Here is a 19,229-nt window from a genome sequence, read left to right on the forward strand (position 1 = left end):
CAATAGACGCGTGGCTGCGCTCGACGAACCCCTGAAGAAAATCCTCGGCGGCACCACCGCGAAGGTGCTGGCCGAGCATCTCGACCTGCACACGGTCGGCGATCTGCTGCACCACTACCCGCGCCGCTACGCCGAGCGCGGCGAGCTGACCCGCCTCGCCGACCTCCCGCTGGACGAACACGTCACGGTCGTCGCCAGGGTGGCCGACGCCCGGGTGCACAAGTTCAACGCCGGCCGGGGGCAGCGCCTGGAAGTGACGCTCACGGACGGCAGCGGCCGGCTCCAGCTGGTCTTCTTCGGCAAGGGCATCCACAAACCGCACAAGGAACTGCTGCCGGGCCGCCGCGCGATGTTCGCCGGCAAGGTCTCGGTCTTCAACCGCAAACTCCAGCTGGCCCACCCCGAATACGCGCTCCTGGACGGCGACACCGACGGCGAGGCCGTGGACGCCTTCGCCAGTCAACTCATCCCGATCTACCCGGCCTGCCAGCAGATGGCCTCCTGGAAGATCACCAAGGCCGTCGACGCGGTGCTGCCCAGCGCCCAGGACGCCGTCGACCCGCTGCCCGAGGCGCTGCGCGCGGGCCGGTCGCTGGTCCCGCTCACCGAGGCCCTGCTGAAGATCCACCGGCCCGGCAGCAAGGCCGACATCGCCGACGCGCGCGACCGGCTGAAGTGGGACGAGGCGTTCGTGATGCAGGTCGCGCTGGCCCGCCGGCGCCTGGCCGACACCCAACTCCCCGCCGTACCACGGCAGTTGGTCAAGGACGGCATCCTCGACGCGTTCGACGCCGAGCTGCCCTTCACGCTCACCGAAGGCCAGCAGAAGGTCAGCCGGGAGATCTTCGACGACCTGGCCACCGCACACCCCATGCACCGCCTCCTCCAGGGCGAGGTCGGCTCCGGCAAGGCCCAGCCGCTGGACGCCCTGGTACTCACCCCGCGCGGCTTTTGGCCCATGGGCGAGATGACCGTCGGCACCGAAGTGGTGGTGCCCAGCGGCGAGCGCGCCGTGGTGGACGGCGTCTTCCCGCAGGGCGAGCGCGAGGTGTGGCGGCTGGTGCTGTCGGACGGCTCCACCGTCGAGTGCGACGACGAGCACCTGTGGATCGTCGGGTCCCGCGACACCGGCGAGCGGGTGCTGACGACCCGCGAGCTACGGGCCGACCTGCTGGACGCCGACGGCCGGCCCAAGTGGTCCATCGCGCCCGCCACACCGGTCGACCTCGACGACGGCGGCAAGCGGCCGCTCGACCCGTACCACCTCGGCCGGTCCCTCCCCGCGGACGGACTGCCGGCCGCCTACCGCAACGCCCCCGTCAAGGACCGGCGGGCCGTGCTGCGGGGCCTGCTGGACGCCGGGGGAGAGCCCTCCGGGACCGGCGAGGTGTTCCGTGCCGCGCCCGGCCCGCTGGCCGACGACCTCGCCTGGCTGGTGCGCTCCCTGGGCGGCGCGGCCCGACGGCACGACGCCGGCGCGGGCGCGTACGACGTCCATGTCGCGCTGCCGGAGGAGGGGGCAGAGGAGGGGGCCGGTGCCGGCCCCGCCTTCCGGCGCACCATCCGGGCCATCGAGCACGTGGGCCGTAAGCCCGTCCAGTGCATCAGCGTCGCGCACCCCTCCCACGCCTATGTGACCGACCACTTCACCGTCACGCACAACACCATGGTCGCGCTGCGCGCCATGCTCGGCGTCGTCGACAGCGGTGGCCAGGCCGCGATGCTGGCGCCCACCGAGGTGCTCGCCCAGCAGCACCACCGCTCGATCACCGAGATGATGGGCGAGCTGGCCGAGGGAGGGATGCTGGGCGGGGCCGAACGGGGCACGAAGGTGGTGCTGTTGACCGGTTCGATGGGAGCCGCGGCCCGCCGCCAGGCACTGCTCGACCTGGTCACCGGCGAGGCCGGCATCGTCGTCGGCACCCATGCGCTGATCGAGGACAAGGTGCAGTTCCACGACCTGGGGCTGGTGGTCGTCGACGAACAGCACCGCTTCGGCGTCGAGCAGCGCGACGCCCTGCGTGGCAAGGGGCACTCCCAGCGCGAGAAGCAGACGCCGCACCTGTTGGTGATGACCGCGACACCCATCCCGCGCACGGTCGCGATGACCGTCTTCGGCGATCTGGAGACCTCCGTCCTCGACCAACTCCCCGCCGGACGCTCGCCGATCGCCAGCCATGTGGTGCCCGCCAAGGACAAACCGCACTTCCTCGCGCGTACCTGGGAGCGGGTCCGCGAAGAGGTCGAGGCCGGGCACCAGGCGTATGTGGTCTGCCCGCGGATCGGCGACGAGGAGGACGCGCCCAAGCCGGGGAAGAAGGGCGCGGCCGGCGGCAAGGGCACGGCGGCAGCGGTGAGTTCGCCGGAGGACATCGCCGAGAAGCGTCCGCCGCTCGCCGTGCTCGACATCGCCGACCAGCTCACCAAGGGCCCGCTCGCCGGCCTGCGGGTGGCGGTGCTGCACGGCAGGATGGCGCCGGACGACAAGGACGCGGTGATGCGCGCGTTCGCGGCCGGCGAGCTGGACGTACTGGTCGCGACGACGGTCATCGAAGTGGGGGTGAACGTCCCCAACGCCACCGTCATGGTGATCATGGACGCGGACCGGTTCGGCGTCTCCCAGCTGCACCAGCTCCGCGGCCGGGTCGGCCGGGGTACGGCACCCGGCCTGTGCCTGCTGGTCAGCGAGATGCCCGAGGCCAGCCCGGCCCGGGCCCGGCTCGCCGCGGTGGCCGGCACCCTCGACGGCTTCGAGCTCTCCCGGATCGACCTGGAACAGCGGCGCGAGGGCGACGTCCTGGGCCAGGCGCAGTCCGGCGTCCGCTCCTCGCTGCGGATGCTCACGGTCATCGACGACGAGGAGATCATCGCCGCCGCCCGCGAGGAGGCCACCGCGCTGGTCGGCGACGACCCCGAGCTGACCGGCTATCCGGAGCTGCGGATCGCGCTGTCCGCGCTGTTGGACGAGGAACGGGAGCAGTATCTGGACAAGGGCTGAGCGAGCCGGCACGGCGGGCCCGGCGGTCCGTGGGCCGCCTGCCGCAGGGTGAGAACGATCACGTCGGGGTGCCGCCCCGGACCGATCCGGCGGGCGCCCGCCGCCGGACGACGGAATATCGTGGAGGACGGAGCCGAGCGGCTCCGCCGACCATCCCTCCACCCCCGCACGACGTAAGGACGGGCCCATGACCCGCGTGATCGCCGGTACGGCCGGCGGCCGCCGCCTGGCCGTACCACCCGGCAACGGCACCCGCCCGACCTCCGACCGGGCGCGCGAGGGCATGTTCTCCACCTGGGAGTCGCTGGACGGCCCGCTGACCGGCGCCCGGGTGCTCGACCTGTACGGCGGCTCCGGCGCGGTCGGTCTGGAGGCGCTCTCCCGCGGCGCGGCACACGTCCTGCTGGTCGAGGCCGACGCCCGGGCCGTCCGCACCATCCGCGACAACGTCCGCACGGTCGGCCTCCCGGGCGTCGAGGTCCGGCCCGGCAAGGCCGAGCAGACCGCCGCCGCCCCGCCCCCCGGCGAGCCGTACGACCTCGTCTTCCTGGACCCGCCGTACGCGGTGAGCGACGCCGAGCTCTGCGAGATCCTGCTCACACTCCGTGGTCAGGGGTGGCTGACGGACGACGCACTCGTCACCGTGGAGCGGAGCACCAGAGGCGGCGCGTTCCCGTGGCCGGACGGTTTCACCGCGATCAAGGCCCGTCGCTACGGCGAGGGGACGCTTTGGTACGGTCGCGCCGCTCCGTCGTCCGTTGAACCGACGTCAGCAAGCGTGTCATGACCGCATCGGAGAGCGAGGAACCCGCGTTGCGCCGCGCCGTCTGTCCGGGGTCGTTCGACCCCATCACCAATGGGCACCTGGACATCATCGCCCGTGCCTCGAAGCTGTACGACGTCGTCCATGTGGCCGTGATGATCAACCAGTCCAAGCAGGGGCTGTTCACGGTCGACGAGCGGATCGACCTGATCCGCCGGGCCACCGCCGAGTACGGCAACGTCCAGGTCGAGTCCTTCCACGGCCTGCTCGTCGACTTCTGCAAGCAGCGCGACATCCCCGCGATCGTCAAGGGACTGCGCGCGGTCAGCGACTTCGACTACGAGCTGCAGATGGCCCAGATGAACAACGGACTCTCCGGTGTGGAGACCCTGTTCGTCCCCACCAACCCGACCTACAGCTTCCTCTCCTCCAGCCTCGTGAAGGAGGTCGCCGCCTGGGGTGGCGACGTCTCGCACCTGGTCCCGCCGTTCGTGCTCGACGCGCTCACCGAGCGGCTGCGCAAGAAGAGCTGATCACCGCACCCGGCGCACCGGCCGCGGGCACTTTCTGACGCTCCGTCAGTTGGTGTCGGGCGGAGGGCCGCTGGACGTACAGTCGTCCCGTTCCGTCGTTCCAACCCCTCAGAGAGTGGCGAGTCCAAGGTGGACGTGCAGAAGAAGCTCGACGACATCGTCGCGACCGTCGCCGGCGCCCGGTCCATGCCCATGTCGGCCTCGTGCGTGGTCAACCGCGCCCAGCTGCTCGCCATGCTGGAGGAGGTGCGCGCCGCACTGCCCGGATCGCTCGCCCAGGCCCAGGAGCTGCTCGGCGGCCGGGAGCAGATGGTCGAGGAGGCACGCGCCGAGGCGGAGCGGATCATCGAGTCCGCGCACGCCCAGCGCGGTTCGCTGATCTCCGACACCGAGGTCGCCCGGCAGTCGCAGGAGGAGGCGGACCGGATCCTCGCCGAGGCCCGTCAGGAGGCCGACGAGATCCGCGCCGAGGCCGACGACTACGTCGACTCCAAGCTCGCCAACTTCGAGGTCGTCCTCACCAAGACCATCGGATCCGTCGACCGTGGCCGCGAGAAGCTGCTCGGCCGGGGCCCCGGACTCGACGAGCAGGGCTACGAGGACACCGAGGCCCCCGAGCGCAGCGCCGACCCCGAGACCCTCAGGCAGCGCGCGGACGCCTACGTGGACGCCAAGTTCGGCGCCTTCCAGGCCGTGCTGACCAAGACGCTGGAGGCGGTCGGCCGGGGCCGCGACAAGCTCCAGGGCGCCCGGGCGATCGACGAGCTCGGCGTACATCTGGCGGCCCAGGGTGACCCGCAGAACGCGCAGCCGCAGGCCGACGCGGACTACCTGGCCGAGCTGGCCGGCATCGGCGCCGACCGCGAACCGCAGACGCCGGCGGCACCCCCGCAGGAACAGCCCGAGGAACACCAGCAGCCGCTCCAGCCCCAGCAGCAGGGCTACTACGACCCGGCCGCCTACGCCCAGCAGGACGTCTACGGCTACCAGCAGCCCCAGCAGGCCGCCGCGTACGCCCAGCCCCAGGACCCGTACGCCTACGACTGGCAGCAGCAGCCCCAGCAGCCCGGCTACGACCCGAACGCCTACCTCCACCCCCAGGTGCCCCAGCAGCCCCAGCACGCCCCGCACACGGCCACCCAGCCCGCCGCCCTGGACGAGACCAGCCTCTTCGACACCAGCATGATCAACCTCGACCAACTCCGCCAATACGAGGAGGGCCGCCCTTAGGGCGCGCCCCGGCTGCCGGCGGGCCCACGGGCCCCGCTGCCGGAAGCGTGGGGCGGGGTGGCCGCTGGTGCCCGACGTCGGCCCCCAACGGTTGGAAGCCCCCTGCCGCGGAGGGAATCCTCACTGACGGTGGGTCCCTGCCGCTGGAAGAACCCACCGCCGGGGGGCGCCGTCGGAGGGCGCCGTCGGAGGGCCGACCCCGTCCGATGGAAGCCCCCGCCGCTGGAATTTCCCCCGCCCCCACCTGGTTGTGGCCCCAGGGGGCTCTCGTGTCCCCTACGGGATCTGTTCCCCTGCCCCCTAGGTGTTTTCCGGCCCCGATGGACGGCCAAGGTGGGCGGCCGAGCGGCCGAGGCGTCGCTTCACGTCCCTTCACGGCCGGTGGGCGATCGCGGCGATCGCGGCGTCGGCAGTGCCACAGCCCCCACAGCCGCCCGCCGCGTGGCCGCCCGCCGCATGACCCGCCCGCCGCGTGACCCGGCCCCCCGAGGGGAGCGGCCGACGTGGGTCCCGGCCGACGCGGGCCCGTACGCCGCCGGCCCCTACGCGCCCCGCACAGCGACCTACCCGACCCATACAGCGACCTACGCGACCCGTATGCGGGCCCCACGCAACCCCTACCCGACCCCTACCCGCCCCGTACACAGCCGTAGCGTGGCTCGTACGTGGCCGTGGTGTGGCCGGGGGAGTGGGTGCGGATTGGGCCTATCGGGGGCCTTCCAGTATCCTGGCTCTTCGGTCGCGAGTATTTCCGCGATCTCTGCTGCCCGCATTTCCCAGTGAAGGGCGGGCGGCGCGAAAACCCCGTAGAAAGCAGGAAGCCATCAACGCCCGCCTCGACCATCGCGCCCCTCTCGTGTTCGACACACGTGAGCTGGGCCGGCGTCCCGGTGCGCTCAAGAGGGTCTCCCGCTCCGTCGAGGCCCCCGCGGACCTCGGCAACGAGGTCGTCGGTGTGCCCGAGGGCGCCCCGATCGAGCTCGACCTCCGCCTCGAATCGGTCATGGACGGAGTGCTCGTCACGGGCACCGCCCGTGCAACGGTCAAGGGGGAGTGCGTAAGGTGTCTGGAGCCGCTGGAGCGAGAGCTCGACAGCGACTTCCAGGAGTTGTTCGCCTACCCCGACGCCGACGCCCGGGTCCATGACAAGGACGCAGACGACGACGCCGAGGACGAGGAGGACACCCTCTTCATCGAGGACGACTTGTTCGACCTCGAACCCGTGCTGCGCGATGCGGTGGTGCTTGCACTGCCGATGCAGCCGGTGTGCCAGGACGACTGCCCGGGCCTGTGTTCCGACTGCGGAGTGCGGCTCGCGGACGACCCGGACCACCATCACGACGCCGTCGACATCCGTTGGGCGGCACTGCAGGGACTCGCCGGAACCATCAAGGACGGCGAGAAGGACAACGCACCCCGCAACGGCGGGGATGAACCTCAGGAGAAGTAGCCGTGGCTGTTCCGAAGCGGAAGATGTCGCGCAGCAACACGCGCCACCGCCGGTCGCAGTGGAAGGCTGCGGTCCCCACCCTGGTGGCGTGCGAGCGCTGCCACGAGCCGAAGCAGCAGCACATCGCGTGCCCCGCTTGCGGCACCTACAACAAGCGCCAGGTCCTCGAGGTCTGAGCGGCTGGTGACAGGCACTGTGTCTAGCCCCAAGAAGGCGGAAGACGCCCCTTCGGCATCCCGCAAGCGCGGGGAGGAAACGGCTACTGCGGACACAGCCTCGTCCCACACGCTTCTGGAAGGGCGGCTCGGGTACCAGCTCGAGTCCGCCCTTCTGGTGCGTGCGCTGACGCACCGCTCGTACGCATACGAGAACGGCGGTCTGCCCACCAACGAGCGGCTGGAGTTCCTCGGGGACTCGGTGCTCGGCCTGGTGGTCACGGACACGCTGTACCGCATCCACCCCGACCTGCCCGAAGGCCAACTGGCCAAGTTGCGGGCCGCGGTGGTCAACTCGCGTGCGCTCGCCGAGGTGGGGCGCGGCCTCGACCTCGGTGCCTTCATCCGCCTCGGACGCGGCGAAGAGGGCACGGGCGGCCGGGACAAGGCCTCCATCCTCGCCGACACACTGGAAGCGGTGATCGGCGCGGTCTACCTCGACCAGGGTCTCGACGCGGCCGCCGAGCTGGTGCACCGGCTCTTCGACCCGCTCATCGAGAAGTCGTCCAGCCTGGGCGCGGGTCTGGACTGGAAGACCAGCCTCCAGGAACTCACCGCGACCGAGGGTCTCGGCGTCCCGGAGTACCTGGTCACCGAGACCGGCCCGGACCACGAGAAGACCTTTACTGCTGCCGCCCGCGTCGGTGGTGTCTCGTACGGCACCGGCACCGGCCGCAGCAAGAAGGAAGCCGAGCAGCAGGCGGCGGAGTCCGCGTGGCGTGCCATTCGCGCCGCGGCGGACGAGGCGGCCAAGGCGGCGGCCGCCGGTGACGGCGCGGCGCCGGACCCGGACGGATCGGCTCCCACCACCGCCGACGACGGCTCGTCGTCGGCACACTGAAGCACCTCTTCTGACCCCGTCCGGGGCGACCGCGCGTCGCCCCGGACGGGGTCAGAAGTCTTTCCCGCCCGTCGTCGTCCCGAGGAGTCCGCCGTGCCCGAGCTGCCCGAAGTCGAGGTCGTTCGCCGCGGATTGGAGCGCTGGGTCGACGGCCGCACCATCGACGACGTCGAGGTGCGGCATCCGCGCGCGATCCGTCGCCACACGGCCGGGGCGGAGGACTTCGCGGCACGCCTCAAGGGGCTGCGCCTGGGGACCGCGCGGCGCCGCGGCAAGTACCTCTGGATCCCGGTCACCGGGGGCACCCCGGCCGCGCAGACCGCCGCCGAGGGCATCGCGCCGCTCGTCACCCCCGACGTGACCCACGGCCTGGCGGTCCTCGCCCACCTCGGCATGAGCGGCCAGCTGCTGGTCCAGCCACAGGACGCGCCGGACGAGAAACACCTGCGCATCCGGTTGCGGTTCGCCGACGACCTGGGGACCGAGCTCCGCTTCGTCGACCAGCGCACCTTCGGCGGTCTGTCGCTGCACGACACCGTGCCCGGCGACCCCGACCAACTGCCCGACGTCATCGCGCACATCGCCCGTGACCCGCTCGACCCGGCCTTCGACGACCCCGCCTTCCACGACGCGCTGCGCCGCCGCCGGACCACCGTCAAGCGGGCGCTGCTCGACCAGACGCTGATCAGCGGCGTCGGCAACATCTACGCCGATGAGGCGCTCTGGCGCAGCAAGCTCCACTACGACCGGCCGACCGCCACCTTCACCCGCCCGCGCACCGCCGAGCTGCTCGGCCACGTACGGGACGTGATGCGGGCCGCGCTGGCCGTCGGCGGCACCAGCTTCGACAGCCTCTACGTCAACGTCAACGGCGAGTCCGGCTACTTCGAGCGCTCGCTGGACGCCTACGGCCGTGAGGACGAGCCCTGCCGCCGCTGCGGTACGGCGATCCGCCGCCGGCCGTGGATGAACCGCTCCAGTTACTTCTGCCCGCGCTGCCAGCGGCCGCCACGCCGCTGAAGAGCCCGCGGCGGACCGCGACCGGCCGGCGGTTCAGCCCGCGGAGTGCTCGGCGTCGTAGCGCTCCCGGGCCTGGAGCACCTGTGGCATCCGGTCCTCCACCAGGTCGATCAGCTCCCGGAGTTGGCGGGCGACCTGATGCCCGAGAGGGGTCAGTGCGTAGTCCACCCGCGGCGGGTTGGTCTGCTGTGCCGCGCGGTGCACCAGGCCGTCCCGCTCCAGCGCCTGCAGGGTCTGCGACAGCATCTTCTCGCTCACCCCGTCGACCCGGCGCCGCAGTTCGTTGAACCGGAACGTCCCGTCGAGCAGCGCGCCCAGCGTCAGGCTGCCCCAGCGGTCGGTGACGTGCTTGAGCGCGTCGCGGGAGGGGCAGTTGCGCGCGAACACGTCGTAGGCCAGGTCGTCCGGACAGCCGCCGGTGGCCTCCCCGTTCGCCTGGTCCGCGGTCTTGGTCGTCGCCATCCTCACACCATACTCCGCGATAGCGCTGACTGCTGGAAAGCGCTATCCGTAAGCATGGCGCTATCTTCTGGGTTGCACTTTCGAAAAGTTAGTGCTTTTCTCGGTGCAGACGCCCCGGCGACGACCGACCGGGGCCCGTCCTTGGAGGAGACCCCGTGACCACCCCTGCCCTGCCCGCGCCCGTCGTCTCGATCGCGTACCACTCCGGCTTCGGCCACACCGCCGTCCTGGCCGAGGCCGTCCGGGCCGGCGCCGCCGAGGCGGGCGCCACCGTTCACCTGATCAAGGTCGACGAGATCACCGAGGCCCAGTGGGAGCAGCTCGACGCCTCCGACGCGATCGTCTTCGGCTCGCCGACCTACATGGGGACCGCCTCCGGCGCGTTCCACGTCTTCGCCGAGGCGACCTCCGCGCGCTGGGCGACCCGCGCCTGGCAGGACAAGCTCGCGGCGGGCTTCACCAACTCCGCCTCCAAGAGCGGCGACAAGCTGCACACCCTGCAGTTCTTCACGGTGCTCGCCGCCCAGCACGGCATGACCTGGGTCGGCCTCAACCTGCTCCCCGGCTGGAACTCCTCCACCGCGTCCGAGAACGACCTGAACCGGCTGGGCTTCTTCCTGGGCGCCGCCGCGCAGTCGAACAACGACCAGGGCCCCGAGGGCGTCCACAAGGCCGATATCGCCACCGCCGAACACCTCGGCCGTCGCCTCGCCGAGCAGGCCCGGGTCACGCTCGCGGGCCGCGCCGCACTGGCCGCCTGACCGGTACGAGCGGGAGCGTCGCGCTCACCCGCGCCCGGCCGTCACGGTGCGTGAAGGGCTTCGCCCGGCACCAGCGCCGGCTCCGGCACCGGCACCAGGGCCTCTGACCACCACTACGGTCAGAGGCCCTGCGCGGCTACCAGCCCTTCCCCCAGAACGGCTGCAGTACGGAGGCGACGCCCGACAGGACCACGAGGATGCCGCCGACCGTCGCCAGGGCGGACGTCGCGTTGGGGAACAGCTCCCGCGCCAGCTGGCGCCACCGTTCCCGCACCACGACCAGCTTGAACTTCTGCCACTTGTGCTGACGGAGATGGCAGCCCATCAGGACGCCCTTGCTGTTGTTGCGGCACGTCCCCTCCCGCCCCGAGGCGCCACACCACGCCGGGACGCGGAAGAAGAAGTACACGGTGCTCAGCGCCGAAAGGGTCAGCAGTACCCCCGGTCCGAACGCAGAGGTCAGCCAGGCCGCGATGAGCACCGCGAAGACCACCCATCCCCAGTACTTCCGCAGTCCCTCCATGGGCGGCGAAGTTACCGGCGGCCGCGGTGGCATATGCAGGGCGCATGAGCGGCGCACCAGAGCGCCCTCCGGGAGCGCGGGGGCAGGTCAGGAGCGGCCCAGGCGCAGGCCGGAAGCCCGGCAGGCGCAGGTCAGAAGCCGAAATCCTGGGTCCACCACGGCCCGCCCGGGCCGAAGTGGACGCCGACGCCGAGGGTCTTGTACTCGCAGTTGAGGATGTTGGCGCGGTGGCCGGGGCTGTGCATCCAGGTGTCCATGACGGCCTGGGCGGTGGCCTGGCCGCGGGCGATGTTCTCGCCGCCGAGGCCGCTGATGCCCTGGGCCTCGGCGCGGTCCCAGGGGGTGTGGCCGTCGGGGTCGGTGTGGTCGAAGAAGCCGCGGCGGGCCATGTCCTCGCTGAACCGCTGGGCCAGGGAGGCCAGTTCCGGGTCGGCGGTCACGGGGGAGCAGCCGGCCCGGGACCGCTCCTGGTTGACCAGGGTCAGCACCTGGGCCTGGGCGGACGACGCGCTGCCGGTGTCGTCGGAGGCGGACGCGGTGGAGTGCGGGGCCGTGGAGGCGGAGGCCGACGGGTGGCCGGTGGGCGCGGCGGAGCCGGCTGAATCGGCCTTTCGGGTGGGGGATTTGGCCGGGCGGTGCGGAGAGGGGGAGGTCGTCGGCGTGGTGGGGCCGGTGCTGCCGGGGACCGCGGTGCGGGCGCTGTCGCGGCTGGCCGGGAGGGTGGCGCGATCGGTGGGGGACGCCGAGAGGCCGCCCTGCGGCGCGGTGGTCTCCGGCAGGGCGCCGGCCCGTACCCGCTCGCCGGGTCCGTCGGCCGTACCGCCGTCGAACTGGCCGCCGCCCGGGATCAGTCCGGAGGCGACCGCGACGGCCCCCATCGCCACCGCCGCGGAGGCGCCGAGCAGGCCGGTGCGCACCGGCGCCGCACCACGGGCGCGCGCCGCACGGTGCGAGCGGCGCGCGCCGTGCCGCACCGGGTCGGCGGGTCCGGCGGCCGGCCCGGTAGCCGTCGGGGCGTCAACAGGCCGTGGGCCGGGGGCTGCCGGCACGGGATTCGCAAGACGTCGATGGCGGCCCATCCGGTGTCTTCCTTCCGTCCTCAGCGTCAACACGCTCACCCGTAAGGGTGAGCTTCGCTGTCGGGGGACTGTACGCCATGACGCAAGGGGGCGAAGTGCCCGTTGAGCAATTGGCCGGTTAACGTGCACACATGGAAGAAGAGGTGCGGGTGACCGCATGGGTACGGGGGCGCGTGCAGGGTGTCGGGTTCCGCTGGTTCACCCGTGCGAACGCCCTGCGAATCGGTGAACTCAGCGGATTCGCGAGCAATCTCGATGACGGCCGGGTCCAGGTGGTCGCCGAGGGCCCCAAGGACCGTTGCGATCAGTTGCTCGAATGGCTGCGGACCGGGGACACGCCCGGGCGAGTGGACGGAGTCACTGAGATATGGGCCACGCCCAGAGGTGGCTACGACGGCTTCGAGATCCGCTGACAGGGGCCGCGGAAACCGGCCGCACGGCCGTTATTCGCGATCTTGGCAGTGCGTCTCCGTCAGCTGCTTACGGGAGATAAGCCCTGGTGGTTGCCAACTCGGCCGACCCGTGCAAGGCTGCGGCTGTACGGATGATCTCCACGCCCCCGCGGGACCTTTCTGGGGAGTCGGCGCAGCGCCCTCGCGGCCGCGCACTCTCAGGTGCCCGAGGATACGGGGCGTGATCGTGTTGACCGTCTAACCGTTTGGTGAGACTCTGGAATCCCCGCGCACCTTAGCTGTTTGGCATTGAGTACACCAGAGAATGACAAGCCGCGGGTGCGAATCCCTCACGACCCACACCGCTTCGGTCGGTCACTCATTGTGGAGGACCATCCATCATGGCAAAGGCGCTTCTCGGTTACGTCGGCGGCTCCGACCCCCGAGTCCTCTCCGAGATGCGACGGCTTCAGCAGCGCGTCCAAGACCTTGAATCCGAGCTTATCCGGATGCAGGCCGAAAACGACATGCTGTCCGCTGCCGCACGTCGCGACGACTCGATGCTCGACATCGACGTACCCCAGGCGGAGCCCGCGCTCACCTGACCCGACGAGGGCCGGTAGGGCTGCTTGCCAGCCGCTTGAGGCACCGCTCTCTTCAAGATCTGCAAGGGACGCTTCGGCGTCCCTTCGTCGTTTCCCGGTTCGGCATCCGTCCGGTCGTCCGTCGTCCGGCACTTCTTGGGTGCCCGGTCTTCTGCGCCCGGCACTTCTCGTGATGGTTACCGTCCGCTGCCGGATACCGTCCGCGATCAATGCGGCCCGTGATCGATTACGGCCTCGCGGCCGGACCGCCCCTCCCTTACCGCATGATGTGCCCTCGGCTTTCCGCGGTGAAACCGAAAATGAACGGCGCGGTATCCCCCGGTGCCGGGCCCGGTACCGGGGGCGGGGCCGGCGGCGGAATGTTGGGGTGGTCCGTCAAGGGCCGGCCGGTAGAGTCCAATGGCGTGCACCTCAAGAGTCTGACCCTGCGAGGCTTCAAGTCCTTCGCCTCCGCCACGACACTCCGGTTCGAACCGGGAATCACCTGTGTCGTGGGCCCCAATGGTTCCGGCAAGTCCAATGTCGTGGACGCGCTGTCCTGGGTGATGGGTGAGCAGGGCGCGAAGTCGCTGCGCGGCGGAAAGATGGAGGACGTCATCTTCGCCGGGACCACCGGGCGGCCGCCGCTCGGCCGCGCCGAGGTCTCGCTCACGATCGACAACTCCGACGGTGCACTGCCGATCGAGTACGCCGAAGTCACCCTCACCCGGATCATGTTCCGCAATGGCGGAAGCGAGTACCAGATCAACGGGGACACCTGCCGGCTGCTCGATATCCAGGAATTGCTCTCCGATTCCGGTATCGGCCGGGAGATGCACGTCATCGTCGGACAGGGCCAGCTCGATTCCGTTCTGCATGCCGATCCGATGGGCCGCCGGGCGTTCATCGAGGAGGCGGCCGGCGTCCTCAAGCACCGCAAGCGCAAGGAAAAGGCGCTGCGGAAGCTGGAGGCGATGAAGGCCAATCTCGCCCGTGTCCAGGACCTGACCGACGAACTGCGGCGGCAGCTCAAACCGCTCGGGCGGCAGGCCGCGGTCGCCCGGCGCGCCGCCGTCATCCAGGCCGATCTGCGGGACGCCCGGCTGCGGCTGCTCGCCGACGACCTCGTCACGCAGCGTGCTGCGCTGCAGGCGGAGATCGCCGACGAGGCCGCGCTCAAGGAACGCAAGCAGGCCGCCGAGCAGCGGCTGCGCACCGCCCAGCGGCAGGAGGCGGCCCTGGAGGAGGAGGTCCGTACGCTCACCCCGCGGGTCCAGCGCGCCCAGCAGACCTGGTACGAGCTGTCGCAGCTCGCCGAGCGGGTGCGCGGCACGATCTCGCTGGCCGAGGCGCGGGTCAAGAGCGCCACCGCGGCCCCGCCCGAGGAGCGGCCCGGACGCGACCCGGACGACATGGAGCGGGAGGCGGCCCGGATCCGCGAGCAGGAGGCGGAGTTGGCGGCCGCGCTGGAGGCGGCGACCCGGGCGCTGGAGGACACCGTCGAACACCGTGCCGCGCTGGAGCGGCAGTTGGCGGACGAGGAACGGCGGCTTCGGGACCTGGCCCGGGCCATCGCCGACCGCCGCGAGGGCCTGGCCCGGCTCAGCGGACAGGTCACCGCGGCCCGCGGCCGGGCCGCGTCGGCCCAGGCGGAGATCGGCCGGCTCGCCGAGGCCAGGGACGACGCCCGGCAGCGGGCGGCGGTGGCCCAGGAGGAGTACGAGCAGCTCAAGGCCGAGGTCGAGGGGCTGGACGCGGACGACGAGGAGAGCGCGGCCCGGCACGAGTCGGCCCGCCGGGAACTGGCCGAGGCGGACGCCGCCCTGACCGCCGCCCGGGAGGCGCTGACCGCGGCCGAGCGCAAGCGCGCGGCGACCGCCGCCCGGCACGACGCGCTCGCCCTCGGACTGCGCCGCAAGGACGGCACCGGCGCCCTGCTCGCCGCGTCCGAGCAGCTCAGCGGGGTCCTCGGACCGGCCGCCGAGCTGCTGACCGTCACTCCCGGCTTCGAGGTCCCGGTGGCCGCGGCGCTCGGTGCGGCGGCGGACGCGGTCGCGGTCAGTGACCCGGCCACCGCCGCCGACGCCATCCGGCTGCTGCGCAAGCAGGACGCCGGGCGGGCGGCGATGGTGCTGGGCACCGGCGGAACGGGCACGGTGCCCGCACAGGCCGGGGCCGGGGACGCCGCCGGCGGGGCCGGGGATGCCGCCGCGGCCGCCGTGCACCGGGTGCCCGGGCCCCGCGCGGAGCCCGTACCGGCCGGCCAACTGGTCCAGGGGCCCGTGGAGTTGACGGCCGCGGTGGCCCGGCTGCTGCGGGACGTCGTGGTCGTCGGGACGCTGGAGGACGCCGAGGACCTGGTGGCGGCGCGGCCGGAGCTGCTGGCGGTGACCGGTGAGGGCGATCTGCTCGGGGCGCACTTCGCGCACGGTGGCTCGGCCGGTGCGCCGAGCCTGCTGGAGGTGCAGGCCTCCGTCGACGAGGCGGCCGCCGAACTGGAGCAGCTGGCGGCGCAGTGTGAGCGGCTGGCCGAGGAGCAGCGGGCCGCGGCGGCGCGGCGGGCGGAGTGCGCCGCGCTGGTCGAGGAGCTGGCCGAGCGGCGGCGGGCCGCGGACCGGGAGAAGTCCAAGGTCGCCGGGGACCTCGGCCGGCTCGGCGGGCAGGCCCGGGCGGCCGCAGGTGAGGCCGAGCGGGCTGCCGCGGCGGCCGCCCGCGCGGAGGAGGCGCTGGTCCGGGCCACCGAGGAGGCCGAGGAGCTGGCCGAGCGGCTGGCCGTCGCCGAGGAGGAGCCGGGCGTCGGCGACGAGGAGCCCGACACCTCCGTACGGGACCGGCTGGCGGCGGACGGGGCCAACGCCCGGCAGACCGAGATGGAGGCCCGGCTCCAGGCCCGTACGCACGAGGAGCGGGTCAAGGCGCTGGCCGGGCGGGCGGACGCGCTGGACCGGGGGGCGCGCGCGGAGCGGGAGGCGCGGGCGCGGGCCGAGCGGCGGCGCGCCCGGCTGCGGCACGAGGCGGCGGTGGCCGGGGCGGTGGCGTCCGGGGCGCGGCAGCTGCTGGCGCACATCGAGGTGTCGGTGGCGCGGGCCGAGGAGGAGCGGGCCGCCGCGGACCGGGCCAAGGCCGAGCGGGAACAGGCGCTGGTGGCCGAACGGAACGCGGCCCGGGACCTGAAGTCCGAGCTGGACAAGCTGACCGACTCGGTGCACCGGGGCGAGGTGCTCGGCGCCGAGAAGCGGCTGCGGATCGAGCAGCTGGAGACCCGGGCGCTGGAGGAGCTGGGGGTGGAGCCGGCCGCGCTGGTGGCCGAGTACGGGCCGGACCAGCCCGTGCCGCCGTCGCCGCCGGCGGAGGGCGAGACGCTGCCGGACGACCCCGAGCATCCCCGTAACCGGCCGGTGCCCTATGTGCGGGCCGAGCAGGAGAAGCGGCTGCGGGCGGCCGAGCGGGCGTATCAGCAGCTCGGGAAGGTGAACCCGCTTGCGCTGGAGGAGTTCGCTGCGCTGGAGGAGCGCCATCAGTTCCTCAGCGAACAGCTTGAAGACTTGAAGAAGACCCGGGCCGACCTGTTGAGGGTGGTCAAGGAGGTCGACGAGCGGGTGGAGCAGGTCTTCACCGAGGCGTACCACGACACCGCCCGGGAGTTCGAGGGCGTCTTCGCGCGGCTCTTCCCCGGCGGTGAGGGGCGGCTGGTGCTCACCGACCCGGACGACATGCTGGCGACCGGTGTGGACGTCGAGGCCCGGCCGCCGGGCAAGAAGGTCAAGCGGCTGTCACTGCTGTCCGGCGGCGAGCGGTCGCTGACCGCGGTGGCCCTGCTGGTGTCGATCTTCAAGGCACGGCCCAGCCCGTTCTACGTCATGGACGAGGTCGAGGCGGCGCTGGACGACACCAATCTGCAGCGGCTGATCCGGATCATGGAGGAGCTGCAGGAGAGCTCCCAGCTCATCGTGATCACGCATCAGAAGCGCACGATGGAGGTCGCTGACGCCCTGTACGGGGTATCCATGCAAGGGGACGGCGTGTCGAAGGTCATCAGCCAGCGGCTGCATTGATCGCAGCGAGTGTCCGACACGGCATCAGTTCCTGATCAATTCACAAGTTGAATGAACCCTCCCGTGAACCACGGGGAAACAAATCCATCTCGGCCTATTGACTTCGAAACTTGAAGGCATAGTCTCTGCAACGTTGCTTTTACCTTCAAGTGGTGGGTACCCCCAACCTATGCACCACTAGAAGTGCCAGCCCCCTACGCCCGGCAGCGCAGCCGGGCCACTGGAGTTCACGTTGACCAGCACCGCGCAGCCGACGGTTCCGGAAGGCCGCAAGGCCCACCCCGACCACCTCGGCCATGTCATCTTCATCACCGCGGCTGCCGCGATGGGCGGCTTTCTCTTCGGATACGACAGTTCCGTGATCAACGGCGCCGTCGAGGCGATCCGCAGCCGCTACGAAGTCGGGTCCGCCGTCCTGGCCCAGGTGATCGCCGTCGCTCTGATCGGCTGCGCCATCGGAGCCGCCACCGCCGGCCGGATCGCCGACCGGATAGGACGCATCCGGGTGATGCAGATCGCCTCGGTGCTGTTCACCATCAGTGCCGTGGGGTCCGCCCTGCCGTTCGCGCTGTGGGACCTCGCCCTCTGGCGGATCATCGGCGGCTTCGCCATCGGTATGGCCTCGGTCATCGGCCCGGCCTACATCGCCGAGGTCTCGCCGCCCGCCTACCGCGGCCGCCTCGGCTCCTTCCAGCAGGCTGCCATCGTCGTCGGCATCGCCGTCTCCCAGCTCGTCAACTGGGGCATCCTCAACCTCGCCGACGGCAAGCAGCGCGGCACCATCGCCGGCCTGGAGGCCTGGCAGTGGATGCTCGGCGTGATGGTCATCCCGGCCGTCCTCTACGGCCTGCTGTCCTTCGCGATCCCCGAGTCGCCGCGCTACCTGATCTCCATCGGCAAGATCTCCCGGGCCAGGGAGGTCCTGACCGAGGTCGAGGGCCACACGGTGAACCTCGACACCCGGGTCGCCGAGATCCAGGACGCGATGCGCCGCGAGCACAAGTCGACCTTCAAGGACCTGCTCGGCAGCAAGATGGGCTTCCTGCCGATCGTCTGGGTCGGCATCGGCCTCTCGGTCTTCCAGCAGCTGGTCGGCATCAACGTGGCGTTCTACTACTCCTCGGCGCTGTGGCAGTCCGTCGGCATCAACCCGCAGAGCTCGTTCTTCTACAGCTTCACCACGTCGATCATCAACATCATCGGCACCGTGATCGCGATGATCTTCGTCGACAGGATCGGCCGCCGCCCGCTGGCGCTGATCGGCTCGGTCGGTATGGCCCTCTCGCTCGGCCTGGAGGCCTGGGCCTTCTCCGCCAAGACCGCGGCCGGCACCCTGCCCTCCGTCGAAGGCACCGTGGCCCTGATCGCCGCCCACGTCTTCGTGCTCTTCTTCGCCCTCTCCTGGGGCGTGGTGGTCTGGGTCTTCCTCGGCGAGATGTTCCCGAACAAGATCCGCGCCGCCGCGCTGGGCGTCGCCGCCTCCGCGCAGTGGATCGCCAACTGGGCCATCACGGCCAGCTTCCCGAGCCTGTCCGACTGGAACCTCTCGGGCACGTACGTGATCTACATGATCTTCGCCCTGCTCTCGATCCCCTTCGTGCTCAAGTTCGTGAAGGAGACGAAGGGCAAGGCGTTGGAGGAGATGGGCTAACACCCCCGCCAGCCCACTCCTCAGTGCAAGCTGTTGCCCCGGACCGACAGGCGGTTCGGGGCACCAGCTTTTCGCTGCGCTTGGCCGGCCGCCCACGTACCTGTCTGCGGCGCCGCGGGGGTTGCTCGCCGTTGCCGCTTTGCGGTCCCTCCCACGTACCTGGCTTTCCCGCCGCGGGGCTTGTTCGCCGTTGCCGCTTTGCGGCGCCTTGTGCGTACCCCGTCTGTTCCGCCGCGGGGCTCGCTCGCCGTTGCCGCTTTGCGGCGCCCCGCACGTACCCGTCTGTCCCGCCGTCGAGGTTGCTCGCCGTTGCGCCTGGCGGCGGGCGTGGTGTTTTTGGGTGCGGTGCCGGCCCTCCAGACTTCGTCCTCCGGTCCAGCTCCTCCCGTGGGTGGGGGCGAGAGCTGAGTGGGGGCGGGCGTTGTCGTTCGGCGTTGTCGTCCGGCGGTGTCTCGTGTCGTGCGGCGTCTGGTGTCGCGCGGTGTAGGGAATACCGCCCCGGCCCGTCGAGTTGTGGCCCGCAAGGGGTGCCCCGTACCCCTACGGGATCTGTTCGGCCTCGCCCTAAGGGACCCTCGACGTCCACCCCCACCGTCCTTAACTTCCCCCCTCACGGGAGGGGACGGGCCGGAGGGGCCGGTTGTGTGGACGTAAAGCGAAGCAGTCCACACA

Annotated in this window: 16 protein-coding genes; 13 read left to right on the forward strand and 3 right to left on the reverse strand. The window is 71.5% G+C overall.

Features of this window, described 5'->3' with window-relative positions:
* The first annotated feature begins 10 nt into the window (after nt 1–10).
* The 8 genes from ACFV1J_RS30775 (at nt 11) to mutM (ending at nt 9,050) form a co-directional block, all read left to right on the forward strand.
* On the forward strand, nt 11–2,998 hold the full coding sequence (locus tag ACFV1J_RS30775; protein WP_385863502.1) for a helicase-related protein: 2,988 nt from the start codon (nt 11–13) through the stop codon (nt 2,996–2,998).
* Nucleotides 2,999–3,185: 187 nt separating this feature from the next.
* Complete coding sequence (gene rsmD, locus ACFV1J_RS30780; RefSeq protein WP_385863504.1) at nt 3,186–3,785, forward strand: 16S rRNA (guanine(966)-N(2))-methyltransferase RsmD; 600 nt, start codon at nt 3,186–3,188, stop codon at nt 3,783–3,785.
* Nucleotides 3,782–4,294, forward strand: a complete 513-nt coding sequence (gene coaD, locus ACFV1J_RS30785; protein ID WP_030414208.1) for a pantetheine-phosphate adenylyltransferase — start codon at nt 3,782–3,784, stop codon at nt 4,292–4,294. The genes rsmD and coaD overlap by 4 nt, the downstream gene beginning before the upstream one ends.
* A gap of 129 nt (nt 4,295–4,423) precedes the next feature.
* Entirely contained in the window at nt 4,424–5,524 is a 1,101-nt protein-coding gene (locus ACFV1J_RS30790; protein WP_385863506.1) for a cell division initiation protein, read from the forward strand.
* Between the two features lie 856 nt (nt 5,525–6,380).
* Nucleotides 6,381–6,974, forward strand: a complete 594-nt coding sequence (locus tag ACFV1J_RS30795; RefSeq protein WP_385863507.1) for a YceD family protein — start codon at nt 6,381–6,383, stop codon at nt 6,972–6,974.
* 2 nt (nt 6,975–6,976) lie between these two features.
* The gene (gene rpmF, locus ACFV1J_RS30800) at nt 6,977–7,150 is read left to right on the forward strand and encodes a 50S ribosomal protein L32 (RefSeq protein WP_028802425.1); all 174 of its coding nucleotides are present in this window, start codon (nt 6,977–6,979) and stop codon (nt 7,148–7,150) included.
* Nucleotides 7,151–7,157: 7 nt separating this feature from the next.
* Nucleotides 7,158–8,030 (forward strand): ribonuclease III, encoded by an 873-nt coding sequence (gene rnc, locus ACFV1J_RS30805; RefSeq protein ID WP_385863510.1) that lies wholly within the window; start codon nt 7,158–7,160, stop codon nt 8,028–8,030.
* Between the two features lie 93 nt (nt 8,031–8,123).
* A complete protein-coding gene (gene mutM, locus ACFV1J_RS30810; protein WP_385863512.1) occupies nt 8,124–9,050 on the forward strand; it encodes a bifunctional DNA-formamidopyrimidine glycosylase/DNA-(apurinic or apyrimidinic site) lyase in 927 nt (308 codons plus the stop codon).
* 33 nt (nt 9,051–9,083) lie between these two features.
* Here the strand turns inward: mutM and ACFV1J_RS30815 are convergent, their stop codons facing one another.
* Nucleotides 9,084–9,512 carry a winged helix-turn-helix transcriptional regulator gene (locus tag ACFV1J_RS30815; RefSeq protein WP_385863515.1) on the reverse strand — a complete coding sequence of 143 codons (429 nt, stop codon included), beginning with the start codon at nt 9,510–9,512 and terminating at the stop codon, nt 9,084–9,086.
* 170 nt (nt 9,513–9,682) lie between these two features.
* Between ACFV1J_RS30815 and ACFV1J_RS30820 the strand changes: the two genes are divergently transcribed.
* The gene (locus ACFV1J_RS30820; RefSeq protein WP_385863531.1) at nt 9,683–10,273 is read left to right on the forward strand and encodes a flavodoxin family protein; all 591 of its coding nucleotides are present in this window, start codon (nt 9,683–9,685) and stop codon (nt 10,271–10,273) included.
* A gap of 136 nt (nt 10,274–10,409) precedes the next feature.
* On the opposite strand, the gene ACFV1J_RS30825 is transcribed toward ACFV1J_RS30820, so the two are convergent.
* Nucleotides 10,410–10,796, reverse strand: coding sequence for a hypothetical protein (locus ACFV1J_RS30825; RefSeq protein WP_385863517.1), 387 nt, complete (start codon nt 10,794–10,796; stop codon nt 10,410–10,412).
* Nucleotides 10,797–10,927: 131 nt separating this feature from the next.
* Nucleotides 10,928–11,875 (reverse strand): CAP domain-containing protein, encoded by a 948-nt coding sequence (locus tag ACFV1J_RS30830; RefSeq protein WP_385863519.1) that lies wholly within the window; start codon nt 11,873–11,875, stop codon nt 10,928–10,930.
* A gap of 131 nt (nt 11,876–12,006) precedes the next feature.
* Between ACFV1J_RS30830 and ACFV1J_RS30835 the strand changes: the two genes are divergently transcribed.
* The 4 genes from ACFV1J_RS30835 (at nt 12,007) to ACFV1J_RS30850 (ending at nt 18,557) form a co-directional block, all read left to right on the forward strand.
* Nucleotides 12,007–12,288, forward strand: a complete 282-nt coding sequence (locus ACFV1J_RS30835) for an acylphosphatase (RefSeq protein WP_385863520.1) — start codon at nt 12,007–12,009, stop codon at nt 12,286–12,288.
* A 380-nt stretch (nt 12,289–12,668) separates the two neighbouring features.
* Complete coding sequence (locus ACFV1J_RS30840; protein WP_006602857.1) at nt 12,669–12,872, forward strand: hypothetical protein; 204 nt, start codon at nt 12,669–12,671, stop codon at nt 12,870–12,872.
* Nucleotides 12,873–13,276: 404 nt separating this feature from the next.
* A complete protein-coding gene (gene smc / locus ACFV1J_RS30845; RefSeq protein WP_385863523.1) occupies nt 13,277–16,906 on the forward strand; it encodes a chromosome segregation protein SMC in 3,630 nt (1,209 codons plus the stop codon).
* Nucleotides 16,907–17,138: 232 nt separating this feature from the next.
* A complete protein-coding gene (locus ACFV1J_RS30850; protein WP_385863525.1) occupies nt 17,139–18,557 on the forward strand; it encodes a sugar porter family MFS transporter in 1,419 nt (472 codons plus the stop codon).
* The last annotated feature ends 672 nt before the right edge of the window (nt 18,558–19,229 follow it).

Source organism: Streptomyces sp. NPDC059649 (assembly GCF_042734445.1).
Lineage (GTDB): Bacteria > Actinomycetota > Actinomycetes > Streptomycetales > Streptomycetaceae > Streptomyces.

Bases quoted from the DNA above. Each gene is read 5' to 3' on its own strand.
- rsmD (WP_385863504.1), top strand. From the start codon at position 3,186: ATGACCCGCGTGATCGCCGGTACGGCCGGCGGCCGCCGCCTGGCCGTA.
- coaD (WP_030414208.1), top strand. From the start codon at position 3,782: ATGACCGCATCGGAGAGCGAGGAACCCGCGTTGCGCCGCGCCGTCTGT.
- ACFV1J_RS30815 (WP_385863515.1), bottom strand. From the start codon at position 9,512: ATGGCGACGACCAAGACCGCGGACCAGGCGAACGGGGAGGCCACCGGC.
- ACFV1J_RS30825 (WP_385863517.1), bottom strand. From the start codon at position 10,796: ATGGAGGGACTGCGGAAGTACTGGGGATGGGTGGTCTTCGCGGTGCTC.
- ACFV1J_RS30830 (WP_385863519.1), bottom strand. From the start codon at position 11,875: ATGGGCCGCCATCGACGTCTTGCGAATCCCGTGCCGGCAGCCCCCGGC.
- ACFV1J_RS30835 (WP_385863520.1), top strand. From the start codon at position 12,007: ATGGAAGAAGAGGTGCGGGTGACCGCATGGGTACGGGGGCGCGTGCAG.
- ACFV1J_RS30840 (WP_006602857.1), top strand. From the start codon at position 12,669: ATGGCAAAGGCGCTTCTCGGTTACGTCGGCGGCTCCGACCCCCGAGTC.